Source organism: Halobacterium yunchengense, assembly GCF_037031165.1.
Taxonomy (GTDB): domain Archaea; phylum Halobacteriota; class Halobacteria; order Halobacteriales; family Halobacteriaceae; genus Halobacterium; species Halobacterium yunchengense.
The window spans coordinates 157,554-175,263 of record NZ_JAYEZL010000004.1 but is presented as its reverse complement, the minus strand read 5'-3'; the positions used below and the strand labels follow the sequence as shown (position 1 = coordinate 175,263).

Sequence of the window (17,710 nt, the reverse complement as noted above, 5' to 3'; positions counted from 1 at the left end):
CTCGACGTAGGGCGACCGTACGCTGCGTACAGCGCGCATTACAATCGTCCGCTGGTCGCATCCGGGCGCATGGCCATCGACCGCCGCGGCCTCCTGGAATCGCTCGGCCTCGCCGCCGGCGCGGCGCTCGTCCCCGGCGCGGTGGCGGCGACCCCGACCGACCGCAGCGCGAGCGCGACGGACGCGCCCGACCGCGACGCGTTCCCGCAGGGCGTCGCGAGCGGCGACCCGACGCCCTCCGGCGCGGTCGCCTGGACGCGCGTCAGTCCGGCCGCCCACGCCGACGGCGAGCCGGTGTCGCTGGCGGTGGCCCGCGACGAGGACTTCCAGTTCCCGGTCGGCTTCTATGACGCCGGCGAGACGAGCGCGGACCGCGACTACACCGTGAAGGTCGACCTGGACGGCCGCCTCGGCAGCGACCGCACGTACTGGTACCGCTTCGAGCACGACGGGCGGACGTCGCCCGCCGGCCGCCTGCGCACGCTCCCCGAGGCGGACGCGTCACCCGAGAGCGTCTCCTTCGCGGTCTGTACGTGCCAGGACTACCGGAACGGCTACTACGGCGCGTACCGCCACGTCGCCCGCGACGACGTCGACTACCTCCTCCACCTCGGCGACTTCATCTACGAGCACGGCGGCGCCTCGACGTACGACGGCCGCGGGATCGACCTGCCGAGCGGCGAGGCCGTGGCGAGCAGCCTCGCCGACTTCCGGCACCTCCACCGGACGTACCGCGGCGACCGCGCGCTCCAGGCGGCCTTCGCCGCGCACACCGCCATCCAGACGTGGGACGACCACGAGGTCGTCAACGACCGCTTCTACAGCTACCGCGATGACCGGCCGTACGCCGGCGACGACGCCCACCCGCGCAACGACGACGCCGCGTTCATGCGCGAGCTGTTCGCGGCCGGCGTCCGCGCGTGGTGGGAGTACACGCCGGCGCGCGTCCGCTACGACCCCGACGCCGACCTCCTGGACTCCCTCGGGCTCTACCGGTCGTTCCGGTTCGGCGACCTGCTCGACCTCGTGGTGACCGACGAGCGGCTGTTCCGGTCCGCGCCGCCGGCCAGCGAGCTCCCGACGCCGCTCGCGACGTCGCTGGCCGACCAGCCGCGGGGGCCCGGCGGGGAGCCGACGATGCTCGGCGAGCGCCAGCGGTCGTGGTTCGCCGACGAGGTGGGGTCGTCGACGGCCACGTGGACGGCGTGGGCGAACGAGGTCGTCCACATGGACGTCGACGTCGACGTCCGCGACGCGACGGCGTACAGCGCGGACTCCTGGGCGGGCTACGAGGCCGAACGCGAGTCCGTGGCCCGCGACCTCGCGGCCGCCGACAACGCCGTCGCGCTCACGGGCGACCTCCACTCGTACGCCGCTGGCCACCTCCAGCCGACGTACGACGACCCGGCCGACCCCGTCGGCGTGGAGTTCGTCGCACCCGCCGTGTCGAGTGCGAACCTCCGGGAGGTCCTGGACCTCCCGAGCGGCGACCTCGCGGCCGGACTCGTACAGCGGGCGGCCCGCCAGGAGAACCCCCACCTGTCGTTTTTCGACAGCCACCACTGGGGGTACGCGACCGTGGAGTTCACGCCCGAGCACGCGACCTACACCGCCTACGACGTGGACAAGTCGGTCCCGGCGTCGGACGCCGACCGGCGGACGCTCGCGCGGTACCGGACGCCGGTCGACGGCGCTGCCCTCCGCCGCCTGGACTGACGTCGGCGCGGCGGCGGTCGGTCAGGCGCGCGCGATCTGCGTCCACACGACGACCGCGGCGACCGCCGAGAGCGCGGCGACGAGCGTCCACGCGGCGTCGTACCCGGCAGTGTCGGCGACGAGGCCGAAGGCGGGCGGCGCGACGAGGCCGCCGACGTTCAGCGACGTCTGGCCGCCGGCGGTCGCGGCGCCCACCTCGTCGTCGGCGACCACGGCGGTCATGGTCGCGTAGTAGACGCCCGGGAACCCGAGGATGAACAGGCCGAGCAGCGCGAACGCGGTCGCCGCCGCCCAGGGCGCGTCGGCGGCGACGACGACGAGGAAGCAGGCGGCGGCGAGCACGGACTGGGCGGTCAACACCAGCGCGGGCCCCCGGACGGGCGGGCCGGCGAGGCGGTCCGAGAGCTCGCCGCCGACGAGGCGGCCGAGGCTGCCGGACACCTGGACGGCCGCGAGCACGGCGCCCGCGAACCCGGCGGCGACCTCGACGGACTCGGTCATGTGGAGGACGACGTAGCCCGTCGTCGTGAACACCGCCGCGCCGAGGAAGAACCCGGCGGCGACCAGCCCGCGGTACGCGGCGTCGTCGAGCAGGCCCGTGACGTCCGGCACGGAGAGCGTCCCGGAGCCGGTCGTGCCGTCGTAGCCGACGGCGAACGCCGCGGCGACGGCGACGGCGAGACCGGCGACGACCAGGAAGCCGGCGCGCCACCCGAACCGGGTGGCCGCGATGCCGGTGACGAGCACGGCGCTGACGCCGGAGCCGGCCGTGACGCCGACCTGCTTGACGTTCATCGCGAGGTTGCGCCGGCCCTCCGGGGAGACGGCGACGATGGCGCGGTTCGTCGCCGGCATCGCGGTGGCGTACGCGAGCCCGACGACCACCAGCGCCGCGAGCAGCAGGGGGAACGAGGGCGCCCACCAGACGCCGACGGCGCCGACGGCGACGCCGAGGAGTCCGAGCACCATCACGGGGCCCTCGCCGTAGCCGTCGACGGCGGCGCCGGTGCCGAACAGGAGGACGGTGTACCCGAGCATGACGGCCGTGATGGCGACGCCGGTGAGCGCGCGCGACACCCCGAACGTGTCGCGGACGAACGCGGTGGACGCGAAGATGGCGTAGAACGCGAGGCTGGCGGTGAGCTGCCAGCCGGTCACGAGACCGACGCCGCGCCACGAGCTCCTGGGGGACCCCACACCTCCCGGGGTGACGCCCCGGCCACCCAAACGGTGCGCAGACGGCGGCTCTTGCCGGTTCGTCCGTGGTAGGGGGTAGCACGGACGCCACCAAGATTTAACACGAAGTGCCGTGATATACCACTCGGTGAGACGCCATGAGTAACTACGAACTGCCGGCGCTTCCCTACGACTACGACGCACTCGAACCGCACGTCAGCGAGCAGGTGCTGACCTGGCACCACGACACCCACCACCAGGGCTACGTCGACGGCTGGAACGCCGCCGAAGACACCCTCGAACAGAACCGCCAGAACGGCGACTTCTCCTCGTCCGCCGGCGCCATCCGCAACGTCACCCACAACGGCTGTGGACACATCCTCCACACCATCTTCTGGAACAACATGAGCGCGGACGGCGGCGGCGAACCGTCGGGCGCGCTCGCCGACCGCATCGAGGCGGACTTCGGCTCCTACGACGCCTGGGAGGGCGAGTTCCGCGCCGCCGCCTCCGCCGCCGGCGGCTGGGCGCTCCTCGTCTACGACACCCACTCCGAACAGCTCCGGAACGTCGTCGTCGACAAACACGACCAGGGCGCCCTCTGGGGCTCCCACCCCATCCTCGCCCTCGACGTCTGGGAGCACTCCTACTACTACGACTACGGCCCCGACCGCGGCGACTTCGTCGACAACTTCTTCGACGTCGTCGACTGGGACGACGTCGCGGACCGCTACGAGGACGTCGTCGCGACGTTCGAGTAACGCCGTACACCCACCGGATTTTTTCGCGTCAGTCGTCGGGAGCGAACGCTGCGACGCCGTACTCGTCGCCGAGCGCGCGGATGGTCGCCGTGAGCGCGCCGAAGTCGTAGTTCGTGCCGTCGGAGTCCACGCCGACGAGCACGCCGACCTGCGTGCCGTCCGCCGAGAGGAACGTCCGGAACAGCTCCCAGGTGTCGAATCCGCGGTGCGTGTACTGGAACTCCGAGTAGTGCAGCAGGTCGTAGGTCTGTCTGGTGACGAACCCGTAGCGTTCGTTGTCGAGGTGTTTCTCGACGTCGACGTCGTCGATCTTCTCGGCGACGTCCGCGCGGAGGAACAGCGGCTGCTGGGCGCGCTGGTCGAGGACCCAGACGTCGCGGAGGTTCTCGCCGAGGTCGTCCCGGAGGGCGTCGACGAGGGCTGCCTTCCCGCCTTCGAGGGCCGACTGGGGCTCCGTGTCGAATGCTGTCATGCGACGGCTTGACGGTGGATGAGCGGAACAGTCGGATAAGCGTTCCGCCACGACGGCGGGACGGCGGCGACCGGGGGGTTTTTCGGCGCACCGGACGGACTCTGGGTATGCCAGTGCCGAAAGCGGAGTTCGACGCGCTCCACCCCTGCGACTTCTACACGCCCGCGGAGCTGTTCGAGGACGACCAGCTGTACACCGTCTACGAGATCGCGCGCCTCCTCCAGGGGCTCGACCCGGACGCGGAACTCGACCGGGAGACGGAGAACGTCCTGCTGGACTGGGCGATTCCGTGGGTGATGCGGCACAGCGACGACCTCGTCGTCGCCGAGCCCCGCGACGACGACGAACCGGGGTACTACGGCGTGAAGGAGTAGGTTCTCGACCGGGACCGCGGCCGCGGTGTCACCCGAATCGTGCGGCGCGGGCGGCGAGCTGGAGGTTCTCGCGGACGTCGGTGGTGACGCTGGGGCCGTGGCCGGGGTGTATCACCTCGAGGTGGTCGTCGACGGCGTCGGCGACGCGATCGATGCTCTCGACGAGGGTCGCGCGGTCGCCGCCCGCGAGGTCGGTGCGGCCGAAGCTCCCGTTCGCGAACACGAGGTCCGCGGAGAACAGCACGCCCGCGTCACGGGAGTAGAGGCAGACGTGGTCGGGGTGGTGGCCGGGCGTGTGCAGCACCTCGTAGTCGTCGTCGCCGAGGGTGACGGTGTCGCCGTCCGCGAGTTCGTGGTCGGACTCGCCGTCGCCGGCGTCGAACGCCCAGACGTCGACGTCGAAGGCGTCCGTGACGGCGTCGAGGTTGCCGACGTGGTCGGGGTGGGGGTGGGTGACGACGACGGCGTCGAGGTCGGCGTCGCGGTCGCGGAGCGCGGCGACCGCGTCGAAGTTCGCGCCGGCGTCGACGAGGACGGTCCGGTCGCCGTCGACGAGGAACGCGTTGCTCGTGAACGACTGCACGCCCGCCGCGAGGTTCTCGACCATACGCCCGGTACGCGGGCGGCGACTTAGGCGTTGGCGAGTCGGCGACGAGTGGGGCGTCCGTCGCTCGGAGCGGTGCTCGCGGTCGGACGGTCAGATCGGGGCGCCGGCGAGGACGAGTTCGGAGTAGTGGTCGCGGTTCGTTATCTGGCGGGTCTCGGTGGCGTCCACGCGGAGGGCCTCGCCTTCGTCGAGCGAGACGGTCTCCGTGCCGAGTACGACGTCGACGCCGCCCTCGACGACGTAGTAGACCTCCTCCTGGCCGCCGTCGGCGTGGTCGTGCTCCATGCCGACCGCGTCGGGCTCCATCTGGTAGACCGTGAACCCGAGTTCGTCGGTGTCGAGGTCGCCTTTGAGCTGGAACATGCGAGCGTCGGCGTCGTCCGGTAGCAGCGAGTCCGCGTCGGCGATGGATGCCTTCTGGTGGGCCATGGTGTGGACTCCGGTATCGCGTCACTTGGGCGTAGTGGCCGCGCCGAGCAGGCCGCGCGAGGGGAGCGACAGCGCTCGCGGGGAGCGGTGGCGGTGACTCGGGGCACCGAGGCTGGCGGGGGCGTTCGGAGCGTTTTTGTCGCCGGCGCGAGCATGCACGTCCAGTATGCGAGTCCGCCTCCTGGAAGCCACCGAGAACCCCGAGGAGCTCATCTGCCTTGGCGCGCGCAACGACTACATGAGTGACTGGGTCGCCGACCAGTCCTTCGAGGACGCCATGGCGGGCGTGGAGGGCGAGGACGTGGAGGCCCAGAAGGCGAACTTCCTCGCGAGGCTGCTGAAGCGCGGGCACTACGGGCCGTTCGAGCACCCGAGCGCGACGTTCGCCATCGAGGGGGCGAGCCGGTCGTGTATGGCGCAGCTGACCCGGCACCGGCACGCGAGCTTCGACGTCCAGTCGATGCGGTACGTCTCCTTCGACGAGGTCGACCCGGCGGCCGTCGAGGACGGCGAGATGGTGGTGACGCCGCCGTCGGCGACGGACCCGGACTGGGTGGGGCGCAACCAGAGCGTCGAGGACGTCGACGAGGACGACGTCGCGCGCCGCGAGGCGGTGTTCCGGCGGTCGGTCCGGCGGTCCGTCGAGGACTACCAGGAGCTCCTGGAGCTCGGGATGCCGCCGGAGGACGCGCGGTTCGTGCTCCCCATCGGGACGGAGGTGAACATCGTGGTGACGCTGAATCCGCGGTCGCTGATGCACATCGCGGACATGCGCGCGGCGGCGGACGCCCAGTGGGAGATCCGCGAGCTCACCGAGCAGCTGCTGGACATCGCGGCGGAGTGGTGTCCGCTGACGTTCGAGTACTACGAGGCGGAGATGAAACACCGGAAGAACCGGCTCGCCCCCTGACCGCGGGACCGGCCGTGGGGGCCGCCGCGGTGACGGCCGGCAGGTACCGGTGGGCGTCCTTCGACGTGGTCGTCCTTCGACGTGGTCGTCCTTCGACGTGGTAGTCCTTCGACGGTCGAGGCGTCCGGTGGTATGGTCGTCTGAACGCGCGCTCGGAGCGGGGGCTGCGTTCGCAGGCGTCGGGGCGTCGACCTCGCATCGGCCGCGGCGGGCGCTGGACGAACGGTCGCTCACACGGCTGGCTTACTCGGCGGTAGGCCCGGTCCCGCGTCCGGGGGCCGCGTCCCGCCTCGCGCATAACAAAGTCCGACCGGCGCCGAGGAGTGGCCATGGTAGACAGACGCTCGCTGCTGAAGGCCGGCGCCGCTGGGCTCGCGGGAGTGGGACTGCTCGGGACTGCCAGCGGGAGCACCGTCTGGCGCCTGCTCGTCGTCAGGAATCCCGGCGACGAGAAACAGCGGGTCAGGGTCGTCGTGGACGGCCGCGTCGCGCTCGGCTCGGAGGCGAGCCGCGACGAGGACACCGCGCGCAACGAGGACGGCCGCGGGTTCATCGAGGCGGTGCTCGACCCGGGCGCCACCGACAGCTTCTGGGTGGACGGCGACGTCGAGCGCGTGCGGTGGACCGGGTCCGAGCCCGAACTCCGGTTGAACGGGCGGCGCCTCGACCTCGACGACTACGACGGCGGACCCGTCGACGGCGACGATGACGACGGTGACGACGATGACGAGGAGGAGTATCCGTCGCGCATCCAGTTCGTGGCGACGGGCGACGACCTGGAGGCGTTCTTCCGCGCGAGCGGACGCGTGGAGGACGGCGACACGCGCCAGGAGATCCGCGTCCGGCTCGAGGAGGGGCGCGTGCGGACGGTCCGGTACTCGGGGAACGTCCGCGAGCTCCGCGTGGCGAACGGCGAGGTGGACGTCGACGTCTCCCAGCAGTAGCGCGCTCGCGACGGCCGGTGCGTGCGACGTCCCGGCCGGCAACTCCTCGGATTTCTAATACTCTCGTAGCTGTCTGTTAGTCGGCAGCAAGACCTCCTGTGCCACGGTACTCGCTCCCACTGTCACGTCACGTACAGAACCTGTATTCTGGAAATACTTATCGGGAGACCTGTACACACGTGTTCGTGTGCCACCTCACAACCGTCAGCGCGCTCCCTCCGCGCGCACGAACTCCCGCACCCGCCCGCAGCGGTCCCCCGCTGACCCCTCCAGAGTCTACGGGCGCGAACCACGCACGCCCAGTCCCCGCTGGCGCCGCTCCTCGAGTGCCGGTCGCAGGCCGGTGACGCGGCCGTGATCCGCCGGACCCTCGAACGCGTCGTCGGCGTCGTCACCGCCCACAGCGCGCTCGTGCTCGTGCTCGGCCTGGTCGTCTCCGCCGGCGTCGTCGCCGGCGTCTCCCAGTTCCAGATGGAGAGCCAGGCCGCCAGCACCGACGCCGGCGGCGACACCACGGTCGCCCAGAAACAGGCGTACATCGAACAGCACTACGGCAACGACTCCGCCCGGGACGCCACCGCCGAAACCAGGGTGGTCTACCTCCGGGACGACGACGGCAACGTCCTCTCGAAGGACGCGCTCCTCGCGTCGCTGCGGTTCCAGCAGCGCGTCCTCGAGGCGGACGCCGTCAGCGAGGCGGCTGCGGACGACCGGCCCGTCGTCGGCGTCGCGAACGTCGTCGGCGCGCGCGCCGCCGGCGACCCCGACGCCGACCTCGACGACCAGGTCGCCGCGCTCGAGGACGCCTCCCCGAGCGAGGTCGAATCCCTCGTCGGCGAGACGCTCACCGAGGGGTCGCCGGCGCTCGAGTTGCTGCCCCGGGACTACGAGCCCGGGTCCAGCGAGGCGACCACGCGCCGCATCCTCGTCCGGTTCGACGCCCCCGCGGGCGACGACGGCGAGTCGGTCGCCGGGGTCGACGGCGAGTTCACGGACGCCCAGCGCGTCCTCTACGAGGCGGCCGACGCACAGGACGGCGCGGCGTACTTCACGCTCGGCGAGCACGCCCTCGACGACCTGAACGCGCAGATGCAGGAGAACTTCGTCACGCTCGTCGTGCCGGTCGCGCTCGCGGTCATCCTGCTCGTGCTCGCGTTCGCCTACCGCGACCTCGTCGACATCCTCGTCGGGTTCGCCGGCGTCGTCCTCTCCGTGCTGTGGATGTTCGGCATCCTCGGTTGGCTCCGGGTGCAGGCCGGCAACACCATGATCATCGGCGTGGTGCTCGTCGTCGGGCTCAGCGTCGACTACGGCCTCCACGTGTTCACGCGGTACCGCGAGGAACGCGGCCCCGACGAGGGCGTCCGCGAACCGATGACGCGGTCGCTGTCGGCGGTCGCCGTCGCGCTCGGCCTCGTCACGCTCACCACCGGCATCGGCTTCCTGTCGAACGCCGCCAACGAGCTGCCGAGCATCCGCAACCTCGCGGTGGCCATCACCCTCGGCGTCGTCTCGTCGTTCGTCATCTTCGTCACCGTCGTCCCCGCGCTCAAGGTGACTATCGACCGCGCGCTCGAGTACGTCGGTCTCGACCGCCGCAAGCAGCCCCTCGGGAAGGCCGGCCGCCTCGAGCGCGTCCTCGCCAGCGGCGTCACGCTCGCGAAGCGCGCCGCGCCCGTCGTCATCGTGCTCGCGCTCGTCGCCGGCGCCGCCGGCGGCGCCGCGTGGACGCAACTCGACCGCCAGGGCTTCCAGCAGCAGACCGACGAGGCCGCCGAGTGGAAACAGAACCTTCCCGGGCCGCTCGCGTGGGAGGTCCCCGAGTACAGCGAGCAGTCCGCGTTCGTCGCCGATCACTACCGCAGCCCCAGCGAGGCCGACCAGCGGCGGTCACAGCTCCTCGTCGAGGGCGAGGTAACCAGGGACGGCGCGCTCGACCCGCTCCAGGACGCCAAGCGGTCGCTGGCCGACGACGACGCGGTGTTCAGCCGCGGCGGCGACGCCGCCTTCCAGTCGCCGGTGACCGTGATGCGGGCCGTCGCCGCCGACGACGAGGCCTTCGCGGCGGTCCTCGAGGACGCGGACACCGACGGCGACGGCGTCCCCGAGCGCGACCTGGAAGCGGTCTACGACGCGCTGTACGCGGCCGCGCCCGAGGACGCCAGCCGGGTCGTCGAGCGGACGGACGGCGAGTACCGGTCGCTGCGCGTCGTCGTCCCCGTCGCGCAGAGCGCCACCTACGACGCCCAGAACGACGCGATGAAGGCGGCCGCGGACAGCGTCGACGCCGCGGACGGCCTCGAGGCGACCGGCGTCGGGCAGGGCCGTCTGTCGACGGCCGAGCTCTCCCGGATGGCCGACGGCATCCTCGAGACCCTGTTGCTCGCGCTCGCCGCCGTCACGGTCCTGCTGGTCGCGGTCTTCCGGTACACGCAGGGGTCGGCGACGCTCGGCGCGCTCACCGCGCTCCCCGTGGGGCTCGTCACCGCGTTCGTCGTCGGCGGCATGTACGTCCTCGAGATCCCGCTGACGCTTTTGACGGCGCTGCTGTTGAGCCTGGTCGTCGGGCTCGGCATCGACTACAGCATCCACGTCACGGACCGCTTCGTCCACGAGCGCCGCGCGGGCCGCGAGACCACGGGCGCGCTCCGCGAGGCCGTCACCGGGACGGGCGGCGCGCTCCTCGGGAGCACGCTGACCTCGACGGGCGCGTTCGCCACGCTGCTGTTGTTGCCCCACCCGCAGTTCCAGAGCTTCGGCGCGCTCGTGGTGCTCGCGCTCTCGCTGTCGTTCGTCGTGAGCGTCTTCGTGCTGCCGAGCCTCCTGTACGCGTACAGCGAGCGCGTCGGCCTGCCGCTGGCCGGCGAGTCCCGCCGGCAGTCGACCGCCGAGCCGCAGGACTGAGGCGACGCGCTCCGGCGCGCGCTCGCACGCGAGTGGCGTTCACCCGCCGCTGCTTCCCCTCGCCCTGGTAGTGTCCGCTGCAGCCGGCGTTCGTCCCGCTCGGATTCGCTGCGGCTGCCGTTCGCTCGGTCGGGGGCCGCCGTGGGTGTGACGTGACCGAGTACTGTATGTAGGTTCCGCCCAGTCCCCGGTACATACTTAAATGTAGCGCAAACTTTAAATAAATTCGGCGCTTACGTTTGGTTAGACTGGGTGCCCCGGGAGCCCACCGCGACCGCGAATTCCCGGCCCACCATCCACATTCCCGGCCCACCATCCACATGAGTACGACCACCCTCCGCACGTACGACAGCACCGCAACGACCACCGAACGAACCGACGCCACCGACGAACCCGCCACCGACGAACCCGCCACCCAGGACGCCACCCGAACGTGCCCCGAATGCGGCGGCGACCTCGCCCAACACGACGCCCGCGGCGAGACCGTCTGCACGGACTGCGGCCTCGTCGTCGACGAAGACGACATCGACCGCGGCCCCGAGTGGCGCGCCTTCGACGCCGCCGAACGAGACCAGAAGAGCCGCGTCGGCGCCCCCACCACCAACATGATGCACGACAAGGGCCTCTCGACGAACATCGGCTGGCAGGACAAGGACGCCTACGGCAACAGCCTCTCGACCGCCCAGCGCCGCAAGATGCAGCGCCTCCGCACCTGGAACGAGCGCTTCCGCACCCGCAACAGCAAGGAACGCAACCTCAAGCAGGCGCTCGCCGAGATCGAACGCATGGGCAGCGCCCTCGGCCTCCCCGACGACGTCCGCGAGACCGCGTCGGTCATCTACCGCCGCGCCCTCGGCGAGGACCTCCTCCCCGGCCGCAGCATCGAGGGCGTCGCCACCGCCGCCCTCTACGCCGCCGGCCGCCAGGCCGACCACCCCCGCAGCATCGGCGAAGTCGCGACCGTCAGCCGCGTCGACGACATGGAGTTCAAGCGCACGTACCGCTACCTCGTCCGCGAACTCGGCCTCGCCGTCCAGCCCGCCGACCCCGCCAGCTACGTCGCCCGCATCGCCAGCGACCTCGACCTCGAACCAGACGTCGAACGCCGCGCCCGCGACCTCCTCGCGGCCGCCGACGGCACCGGCGTCTACAACGGCAAGAGCCCGGTCGGCCTCGCCGCCGCCGCCATCTACGCCGCCGGCCGCCTCACCGGCACCCGCTACACGCAGGACGACGTCGCCGCCGCGGCCGACGTCAGCACCGTCACCATCCGGAACCGCTACACCGAACTCCTCGACGCCGCCGACGCCACGGCGTAACGAAACCCGGACGGAACGACGCGAACGCCCGGCCACGTCACTCCGTCGCAGTCCGGCGACGAGACGAAACCGTTATTTGTACCTCGCGGCTACGGTGGATTGCAAGGGCTCCGTTGGTGTAGTCCGGCCAATCATCTTGCCCTCTCACGGCAAGGACTTGGGTTCAAATCCCAAACGGAGCACTCACCCTGTACTCTGTGATTTCTAGTCGTGGGTATCGGCCTGCATTTCATTAGCATAGTAACTAAGTCCGTTCGAGGAACAGTGGTCGTCATGCGCCGTCGTGCCCTCCTCTCGGCCGCTGTTGGCGTGACCGTAGGTACCGCGGGTTGTCTCGGATCGATACGCGGTTCCAACCGTCAGGTGGCCCAGCTCGGCTGGTTCGGCGTCCACAACGCCGATCCAGAATCCAGCCATACCTTCACGCTCATCGTTGAGAGAGACGGCGACGTGGTTCACGAATCATCGCACGACGTCGATGCAGCTGAAGACCACGATCCCGGCGTCGCAAGTGCTGGTGCCGTCGCTGAGTGCACGTGGGGGGAAACGACCGGTGAGTACGCTGTTCGGGTTCGGAGGGACGGAGAGGAAGAGGCCGAGAAATCAATCAGTTCGTTCGCGGCAGAACGAGGAGCTGACTGCGTGGTTGCGGACGCCGAATACGAAAACTACGACGCCACCTCCGAGTTCCTCGACGGGAAGCGCCTCTCCATTTCCCTTCGAGAAGCCTGTGACAACGACGGCTACCTCAGACGGTGTTCCTTTACCCGAGGGTGACACACTCCGAGTCTCGGAGTACCGATCGGCGGATTCTGCTCCGAATCGAGGCTCGTTCGAGATACACGTCTCCTATTCCCCGAGCCATAGCAACAGTATCGACAGTTGAGAGTACGAGCAGCGGTCGGTCCGCAATCGCAGTCTCCGTTCCGTAGCTGCCCGACACGTCCGGATCGGATTCGACGGGTCGCCGCCTGACCCGATTGTCGAAAAACGATGCTGCGAGAACGGAACCTTCAGATACAGCGGTGCGGACCCTCACTCCCTCGCGTGTTGGTACGGCCCCGTCTCAACTGCCTGGTCGTGGACGTCCACGTCGAACGTGACGTTTCGCAGTGTCGGGTCGTCGGCTTACACCACGGGGATGATTCCTCCGATTGCTTGGGTGACTGCGATGCCCTCTACGGCAGACACATCGAGGCTGTCCGCGACGCCACGACGCGTCGTTTCGCCCTGCGTGTACGTGAGCGTAGCCATCACTGCCGGTACGAGGCCAGGTTCCCATGCCGGTCAACGAAGAGACCGATGTCTTCATCGACGTTGATTGCCCCGTAGACGGGGTCGGCATGCAGGAGTGGCGATCCACCTTCGTGCTCGCCATTTTCGGCTTCGACCCCCGGTTCCGCGAGCGTGTTTGCATACTTGTAGGCGGTGCTCTTGGCGAACCCTTGCCGGTCACGGGCGGTCGTGATCGTTGTCGGGGAGTTACCGGAGAAACGCGGGAGTGCCGCAATCACTTTGCCCGCGTCGACGAAGCGGTCGAACAAGCCGAACGCAACCGGTTCGAGCGGTTGGTGAGTGGGATGGTCCCGCACGTGTACCACCCAGAATCCGAACGAAGACGCGTTCGGGGTGATTTTCTGGGTGGGCAACCACCGCGAAGGAATCATGTGGGTGGGGATACCGCCGGCACCTATGGCGACGCCACCCGACGCGGCGGGACACCTGAACGCCTCGCAGTCGGTGGTCCAGCCGATCCGAGTCGAGCCGTCGACTGTCTCCGGCGTGCGTTCGCACGGTTCGGCGCTTCGCGCGTGTGAGAGTACCGGGGGTGAGACACCGTGCCTGCAGTCGACACAGCACTGAGCGTCGCGGTCGGCGTGGTCGCCGTTTCGCTGTTGTCGTGGACAAGTTGGACCGCGCTGCGCGCACGAGAGGAACACAGCGCCCTGTCGTTCACCGCCGTGACTGCCACCCTCGCGGTCTGGTCGATCGCGTCGCTCGGCCGCGCGGGATTCGGCGCGGAGAGCCTCCTGCCGTTTGCCGAGTTGGGTGCCGCGCTGTTCGTACCTGGCGCGTGGACGCTCTACGTGCTCAGTTACACGGGCCGGGGCGCGGGCTTGACGCGTCTCCGCATCGCCATGCTGGCTGGAATTGTACTCCCCGTCCTCGTCATCGGCGGCGTGATAGCGAGGGGTTCCTCCGAGTCGACAGTCGAGATCGTCACCGCGGCGATGAGCGGGCTCGAATTGTTGTACTTGCTCGTTCTCTCGGTGTACGCGACGTACCACCTAGGCCGTCTCGGCCGGAACCACGACCGTATCACGACCCAGCACGTCGTCGTGATGGTGTCCGCGGTCAGCGCGCCGTACGTGCTCGGTGTCGCGTGGCCGGCCGGAATTCCTCCGGGCGGCGTACCCATCGGTCTGGCAGTTTCGGGGTGTCTGCTCACCGTCGCGGTGCGGGCGTATCCGGTGCTCACTGCGTTCCCACGGACGACGTACGTGGCTCGATCGCGCGTCGTCGAATCGCTGCGGGAAGCCGTGGTCGTGCTGGATCGGGACGACTACATTCTGGACGCGAACCGGACTGCCGGGGACCTGTTCGGCGAATCGCCGGGTGAACTGATCGGGCGGCCGATCCGCGCGGTCGGTGATGACTTCGAGACCACTAGCTTCGAGATCGGTGTGACCGAGGTGATTCCGCTCAGGTCGACTGCGGGCCGGCGGCAGTTCCAGTACAGCGTCTCCGCGATCGACGATACGTCGCGGGCGTCCCCGGGCACCGGGAGGCCGGTGGCGAAGGCAGTGCTGTTCCGCGATGTGACCGACCAGCGGTCACGGGAGCAGCGACTGTCGGTGCTACACCGCGTGCTCCGGCACAACGTCCGGAACAAACTCGACGTCGTACTCGCCTACGCCGACCAGGTCGAAGACCCGGAGGTGCGTGCCGGTATTCGGGACAGTGCGAACCGACTGGTCACACTCAGCACGAAGGCCCGTGAGGCCGAAGCGCTCATGTCAACGACGGGCGAGCAGTCGCGCGACGTGAACCTCGCCGCTGTCGCCCGGTCGGTCGCCGACGAGTACCGAGCGGAGTATCCCGGCAGCGACCTCGTCGTCGACGCCCCGGACGAGTGCGTGGTGTCCTCGCACGAGTCACTCCTGCGGGGCGTCGTCTCCGAACTGGTGGACAACGCGCTCGAGCACGGCGCAGATTCGTCGCCGCGCGTCGTCCTGCGGGTTCGCAAGGCGGACGCTGGCGCCGTCGAGATCTCGGTCGCCGACGACGGCCCGGGCATCCCGGAGCGGGAACGCCGAATGCTCGCCGAGGGCGTCGAAGCACAGCTCGAACACGGGCAGGGAATCGGGCTGTGGTTGGTGAACTGGGCGGTTCTCCAACTGGGCGGGGAGTTACGGTTCCGAGAGAACGAACCGACGGGGAGCGTCGTTACCGTCCGGCTCTACGACGAGCGCGACCGTTCGTGACGCGCGGGGTCCCACGCTCGGCTGATCGCTCGGGCGGCCAATCCGTTCCCGTGGGAGAACCCGCTCGGGGAGGGAGTCAGGTGTCGTGGGTGTGCCTGCTATTGGGTCTGGAGGTAGCGGTGAGCGGCCGCGCCGAGGAGCGCGGCGACGCCGACGCCGCCGAACAGCAGGGGCGTGGCGGTGCCGACGGTCTCGGTGGTGGCGCCGGCGAAGTCGAGCGGTCCGACGCCGTTCAGCGGCCCGAGGTACCAGAGCACGAGGTACGCGAGTTCGAAGGCGCGGCGCGTGCCGCTCCACAGTCCCGCGCACTGGGCGAGTGAGGGGATGAACAGCACGGCGCCAGCGAGCACGACGATGCCGCTGGCGCCCGCGTCCGCGATGGTCGGCCACAGCGGGGCGGCGAGGAATGCGGCGGTCACGACGGCGCCGGCGGCCCACTCTGCTGCCAATTGTCGCAGCGGCCGCTTCGAGGAGAGCACGAGCGGCGTGACGCCGTGGTGGACGGTCCGGTAGCCCATGCCGGACCACACGAACAGTGGCCAGACCGCGGCGATCGGGACGACGAACGTCGGGTCGACGGTGCCAGCGACGGCGGCTCCGGAGATGGCGACCGCGCCACCGTACCACCACCATTCGTGGCCTCGCAGCAGGAGTCGGAGTTCCTGGCCGAGGAGCCGGCCGAACCCGCCGGCGGCGCGGTCCGAGATCGGAGTGAGCGAACGGTTCTCGATCGACTGCACGCCGGTGTTCTCGGGCGTCGCCTCGCTCGAGAGCGACGGGAGTACTCGTTTGACGCGGTCCGTTAGTCGATGTCGCCCCGTCCCGGTGTCGCCAGCGAACCGCCGGTAGGGAACGGTCGCTGCGAGGACGGCGCCGCCGGCGACGAGCAGCATGCCGAGGCGGCTCGCGAAGAACCAGTTCGGCCACGGACTGCCCGTCCAGTGGTACCGAACGATCTCGGTAGAGGCGACGCCCGTGCCGTAGTTGGCGATGGGTGGGCCGCTGTACGTCGGTGCGACCGTGAGCAACGCGTCGACTGTCATTTCACCGGCCGCAATGAGACCGACCAGGTCGCCGAGGCGGAGCCACAGCGGCACCGACCCTGACGCTGTGCTCGCGGTCGAGAGAATTGCGGTGAGGACAGTCATCGCGCCGAACAGGTACGCGATGTTGCCGAGCGTCCCGTCGAGTCTGCGCGTCGACTGGAACAGGACGGTGACGCCGGCCACCAGGCAGCCCAGCGGCAGTGCGACGAGGAACACGGCGCCGATGATCCAGACCGGGTCCGTCGGCCCGACGCCGTGGACGGCGTGATTGACGAGTGCGGCACAGCCGAACGTCGCCAGGAGGACGGCGACGAGCGCGACGTGACTCAGCCACTTCCCCGCGAGGTAGGCGGTGGCAGTGATCGGTGTGCTCGCGGTGAGTTCGTCGACCCCGGTCTCGGCGTCTCGCGCGATGGAGCCGCTGAGCACGTAGTAGCCGAAGAAGAGCAGTATCGTCGCCGCCATCACGCCGGTGGACAGCCCGACGTACGCCGCCGTCAGTTCGCCGTGGTAGTCGACCGCCTCGCCGGCGACCGTGCCCTCGTAGAAGAGGTCGAACGTCCCGACGTTGATCTGGTAGCCCGTGTACGCGAACGCCGCGAGCACCGCGAGGAGCCGCCGCGAGCGCGCTCGCTGCCGGAAATCCGCGAGCGCCACGTGGGCCGCCGTGGGCAGCCTACTGGGGGACATCCTGGGCGGGTGCGCGCTGGTCGATTCGGTCGAGGTACGCGTCCTCGAGCGTCGGGGTGACCGGCTCCGCGTCGGGTGCGGGCGGCTCGTCGGCGATGACCCTCACTTCGACGCCGTCCGGCCGCTGGACGGTGCTGGAGACCTGGTGTCGACGCCGGAGGGCAGCGAGTTCGTCGGCGGACACGCGGTACTCGAAGACGTGGCCGTCGGCTCGCTCGATGAGGGCCGCCGGGGTCGTGTGGGCGAGGAGTTCGCCGTCCTCGAGGAGCGCGACCTTGTTCGCCGTCGCTTCGATGTCCGGTACGATGTGCGTCGACAGCAACACGACGCGGTCGGCCGCCACGGACGTGAGGAGGTTCCGGACGTGAACGCGCTTCTCGGGGTCGAGTCCGACCGTCGGTTCGTCGACGACGAGCAGGTCCGGGTCGTTCACCAGCGCCTGCGCGATGCCGACGCTCTGACGCATGCCGCCGGAGAAGGTGCGGAGCTTCCGGTCCTGGTCGTGCTGCAGGCCGGTCAGCGCGAGGAGGTCGTCGATGCGGCCGGCGGCCTGCTTCCGGTCGAGGCCGCGCAGCGCGGCGACGTACTCCAGGAACTCCCGGGCGGTGAGGTCGGGGTAGACGCCGAAGTCCTGGGGGAGGTACCCGAGCACCTCCCGGACGGCGTTCGGCGACGCCGTGACGTCCGTCCCGTTCCAGTACGCCGCGCCGGTCGTCGGCTCCGAGACGGTCGTGATGACGCGCATCAGCGTCGACTTCCCCGCGCCGTTCGGTCCGAGGAGCCCGTGGATGCCCGCGTCCAGTTCGAGGGTGACATCGCGGACGCCCCAGACGCCGTCTGCGTACTCTTTCCCCACCGAGTCCAACTCCAGTACCAT

The 17,710-nt window shown here is 70.0% G+C and carries 17 protein-coding genes and 1 tRNA gene; 10 read left to right on the top strand and 8 right to left on the bottom strand.

Features of this window, described 5'->3' with window-relative positions:
- Positions 1 to 69: 69 nt before the first annotated feature.
- Positions 70 to 1,716 (top strand): alkaline phosphatase D family protein, encoded by a 1,647-nt coding sequence (locus U5911_RS12805; RefSeq protein ID WP_336037355.1) that lies wholly within the window; start codon positions 70 to 72, stop codon positions 1,714 to 1,716.
- Between the two features lie 21 nt (positions 1,717 to 1,737).
- On the opposite strand, the gene U5911_RS12800 is transcribed toward U5911_RS12805, so the two are convergent.
- Positions 1,738 to 2,913, bottom strand: coding sequence for an MFS transporter (locus U5911_RS12800; RefSeq protein WP_336037353.1), 1,176 nt, complete (start codon positions 2,911 to 2,913; stop codon positions 1,738 to 1,740).
- A 137-nt stretch (positions 2,914 to 3,050) separates the two neighbouring features.
- On the opposite strand from U5911_RS12800, the gene sod reads away from it, so the two are divergent.
- Positions 3,051 to 3,653 (top strand): superoxide dismutase, encoded by a 603-nt coding sequence (gene sod, locus U5911_RS12795; protein WP_336037351.1) that lies wholly within the window; start codon positions 3,051 to 3,053, stop codon positions 3,651 to 3,653.
- Positions 3,654 to 3,681: 28 nt separating this feature from the next.
- Here sod and U5911_RS12790 read toward each other — a convergent pair whose 3' ends face one another.
- On the bottom strand, positions 3,682 to 4,125 hold the full coding sequence (locus U5911_RS12790) for a DUF7522 family protein (protein WP_336037349.1): 444 nt from the start codon (positions 4,123 to 4,125) through the stop codon (positions 3,682 to 3,684).
- A 107-nt stretch (positions 4,126 to 4,232) separates the two neighbouring features.
- On the opposite strand from U5911_RS12790, the gene U5911_RS12785 reads away from it, so the two are divergent.
- The gene (locus U5911_RS12785; RefSeq protein WP_336037347.1) at positions 4,233 to 4,499 is read left to right on the top strand and encodes a DUF5827 family protein; all 267 of its coding nucleotides are present in this window, start codon (positions 4,233 to 4,235) and stop codon (positions 4,497 to 4,499) included.
- Positions 4,500 to 4,527: 28 nt separating this feature from the next.
- On the opposite strand, the gene U5911_RS12780 is transcribed toward U5911_RS12785, so the two are convergent.
- Both U5911_RS12780 and U5911_RS12775 read right to left on the bottom strand, forming a co-directional pair.
- Complete coding sequence (locus tag U5911_RS12780; RefSeq protein WP_336037346.1) at positions 4,528 to 5,106, bottom strand: MBL fold metallo-hydrolase; 579 nt, start codon at positions 5,104 to 5,106, stop codon at positions 4,528 to 4,530.
- Positions 5,107 to 5,196: 90 nt separating this feature from the next.
- Positions 5,197 to 5,535: a cupin domain-containing protein gene (locus U5911_RS12775; RefSeq protein ID WP_336037345.1), complete on the bottom strand. Its 339-nt coding sequence runs from the start codon at positions 5,533 to 5,535 to the stop codon at positions 5,197 to 5,199.
- Positions 5,536 to 5,701: 166 nt separating this feature from the next.
- On the opposite strand from U5911_RS12775, the gene thyX reads away from it, so the two are divergent.
- The 6 genes from thyX (at position 5,702) to U5911_RS12745 (ending at position 12,389) form a co-directional block, all read left to right on the top strand.
- Positions 5,702 to 6,445: an FAD-dependent thymidylate synthase gene (thyX, locus tag U5911_RS12770; RefSeq protein WP_336037344.1), complete on the top strand. Its 744-nt coding sequence runs from the start codon at positions 5,702 to 5,704 to the stop codon at positions 6,443 to 6,445.
- Between the two features lie 329 nt (positions 6,446 to 6,774).
- Positions 6,775 to 7,389 carry a hypothetical protein gene (locus U5911_RS12765; RefSeq protein ID WP_336037342.1) on the top strand — a complete coding sequence of 205 codons (615 nt, stop codon included), beginning with the start codon at positions 6,775 to 6,777 and terminating at the stop codon, positions 7,387 to 7,389.
- A gap of 354 nt (positions 7,390 to 7,743) precedes the next feature.
- Entirely contained in the window at positions 7,744 to 10,293 is a 2,550-nt protein-coding gene (locus U5911_RS12760; protein WP_336037341.1) for an efflux RND transporter permease subunit, read from the top strand.
- A gap of 320 nt (positions 10,294 to 10,613) precedes the next feature.
- Positions 10,614 to 11,612: a transcription initiation factor IIB gene (locus tag U5911_RS12755; protein WP_336037340.1), complete on the top strand. Its 999-nt coding sequence runs from the start codon at positions 10,614 to 10,616 to the stop codon at positions 11,610 to 11,612.
- Positions 11,613 to 11,719: 107 nt separating this feature from the next.
- Positions 11,720 to 11,794: transfer RNA gene (locus tag U5911_RS12750), tRNA-Glu, on the top strand.
- Between the two features lie 82 nt (positions 11,795 to 11,876).
- On the top strand, positions 11,877 to 12,389 hold the full coding sequence (locus U5911_RS12745) for a hypothetical protein (protein ID WP_336037339.1): 513 nt from the start codon (positions 11,877 to 11,879) through the stop codon (positions 12,387 to 12,389).
- A 351-nt stretch (positions 12,390 to 12,740) separates the two neighbouring features.
- On the opposite strand, the gene U5911_RS16820 is transcribed toward U5911_RS12745, so the two are convergent.
- Positions 12,741 to 12,866 carry a DUF7437 domain-containing protein gene (locus U5911_RS16820; protein ID WP_418771539.1) on the bottom strand — a complete coding sequence of 42 codons (126 nt, stop codon included), beginning with the start codon at positions 12,864 to 12,866 and terminating at the stop codon, positions 12,741 to 12,743.
- Positions 12,866 to 13,204 carry a hypothetical protein gene (locus tag U5911_RS12740; RefSeq protein ID WP_336037338.1) on the bottom strand — a complete coding sequence of 113 codons (339 nt, stop codon included), beginning with the start codon at positions 13,202 to 13,204 and terminating at the stop codon, positions 12,866 to 12,868. The genes U5911_RS16820 and U5911_RS12740 overlap by 1 nt, the downstream gene beginning before the upstream one ends.
- Positions 13,205 to 13,450: 246 nt before the next feature.
- Between U5911_RS12740 and U5911_RS12735 the strand changes: the two genes are divergently transcribed.
- On the top strand, positions 13,451 to 15,097 hold the full coding sequence (locus U5911_RS12735; protein WP_336037337.1) for an ATP-binding protein: 1,647 nt from the start codon (positions 13,451 to 13,453) through the stop codon (positions 15,095 to 15,097).
- A gap of 98 nt (positions 15,098 to 15,195) precedes the next feature.
- Here the strand turns inward: U5911_RS12735 and U5911_RS12730 are convergent, their stop codons facing one another.
- Both U5911_RS12730 and U5911_RS12725 read right to left on the bottom strand, forming a co-directional pair.
- Positions 15,196 to 16,833 (bottom strand): ABC transporter permease, encoded by a 1,638-nt coding sequence (locus U5911_RS12730; RefSeq protein ID WP_336037336.1) that lies wholly within the window; start codon positions 16,831 to 16,833, stop codon positions 15,196 to 15,198.
- A complete protein-coding gene (locus tag U5911_RS12725) occupies positions 16,820 to 17,710 on the bottom strand; it encodes an ABC transporter ATP-binding protein (RefSeq protein WP_336037335.1) in 891 nt (296 codons plus the stop codon). The genes U5911_RS12730 and U5911_RS12725 overlap by 14 nt, the downstream gene beginning before the upstream one ends.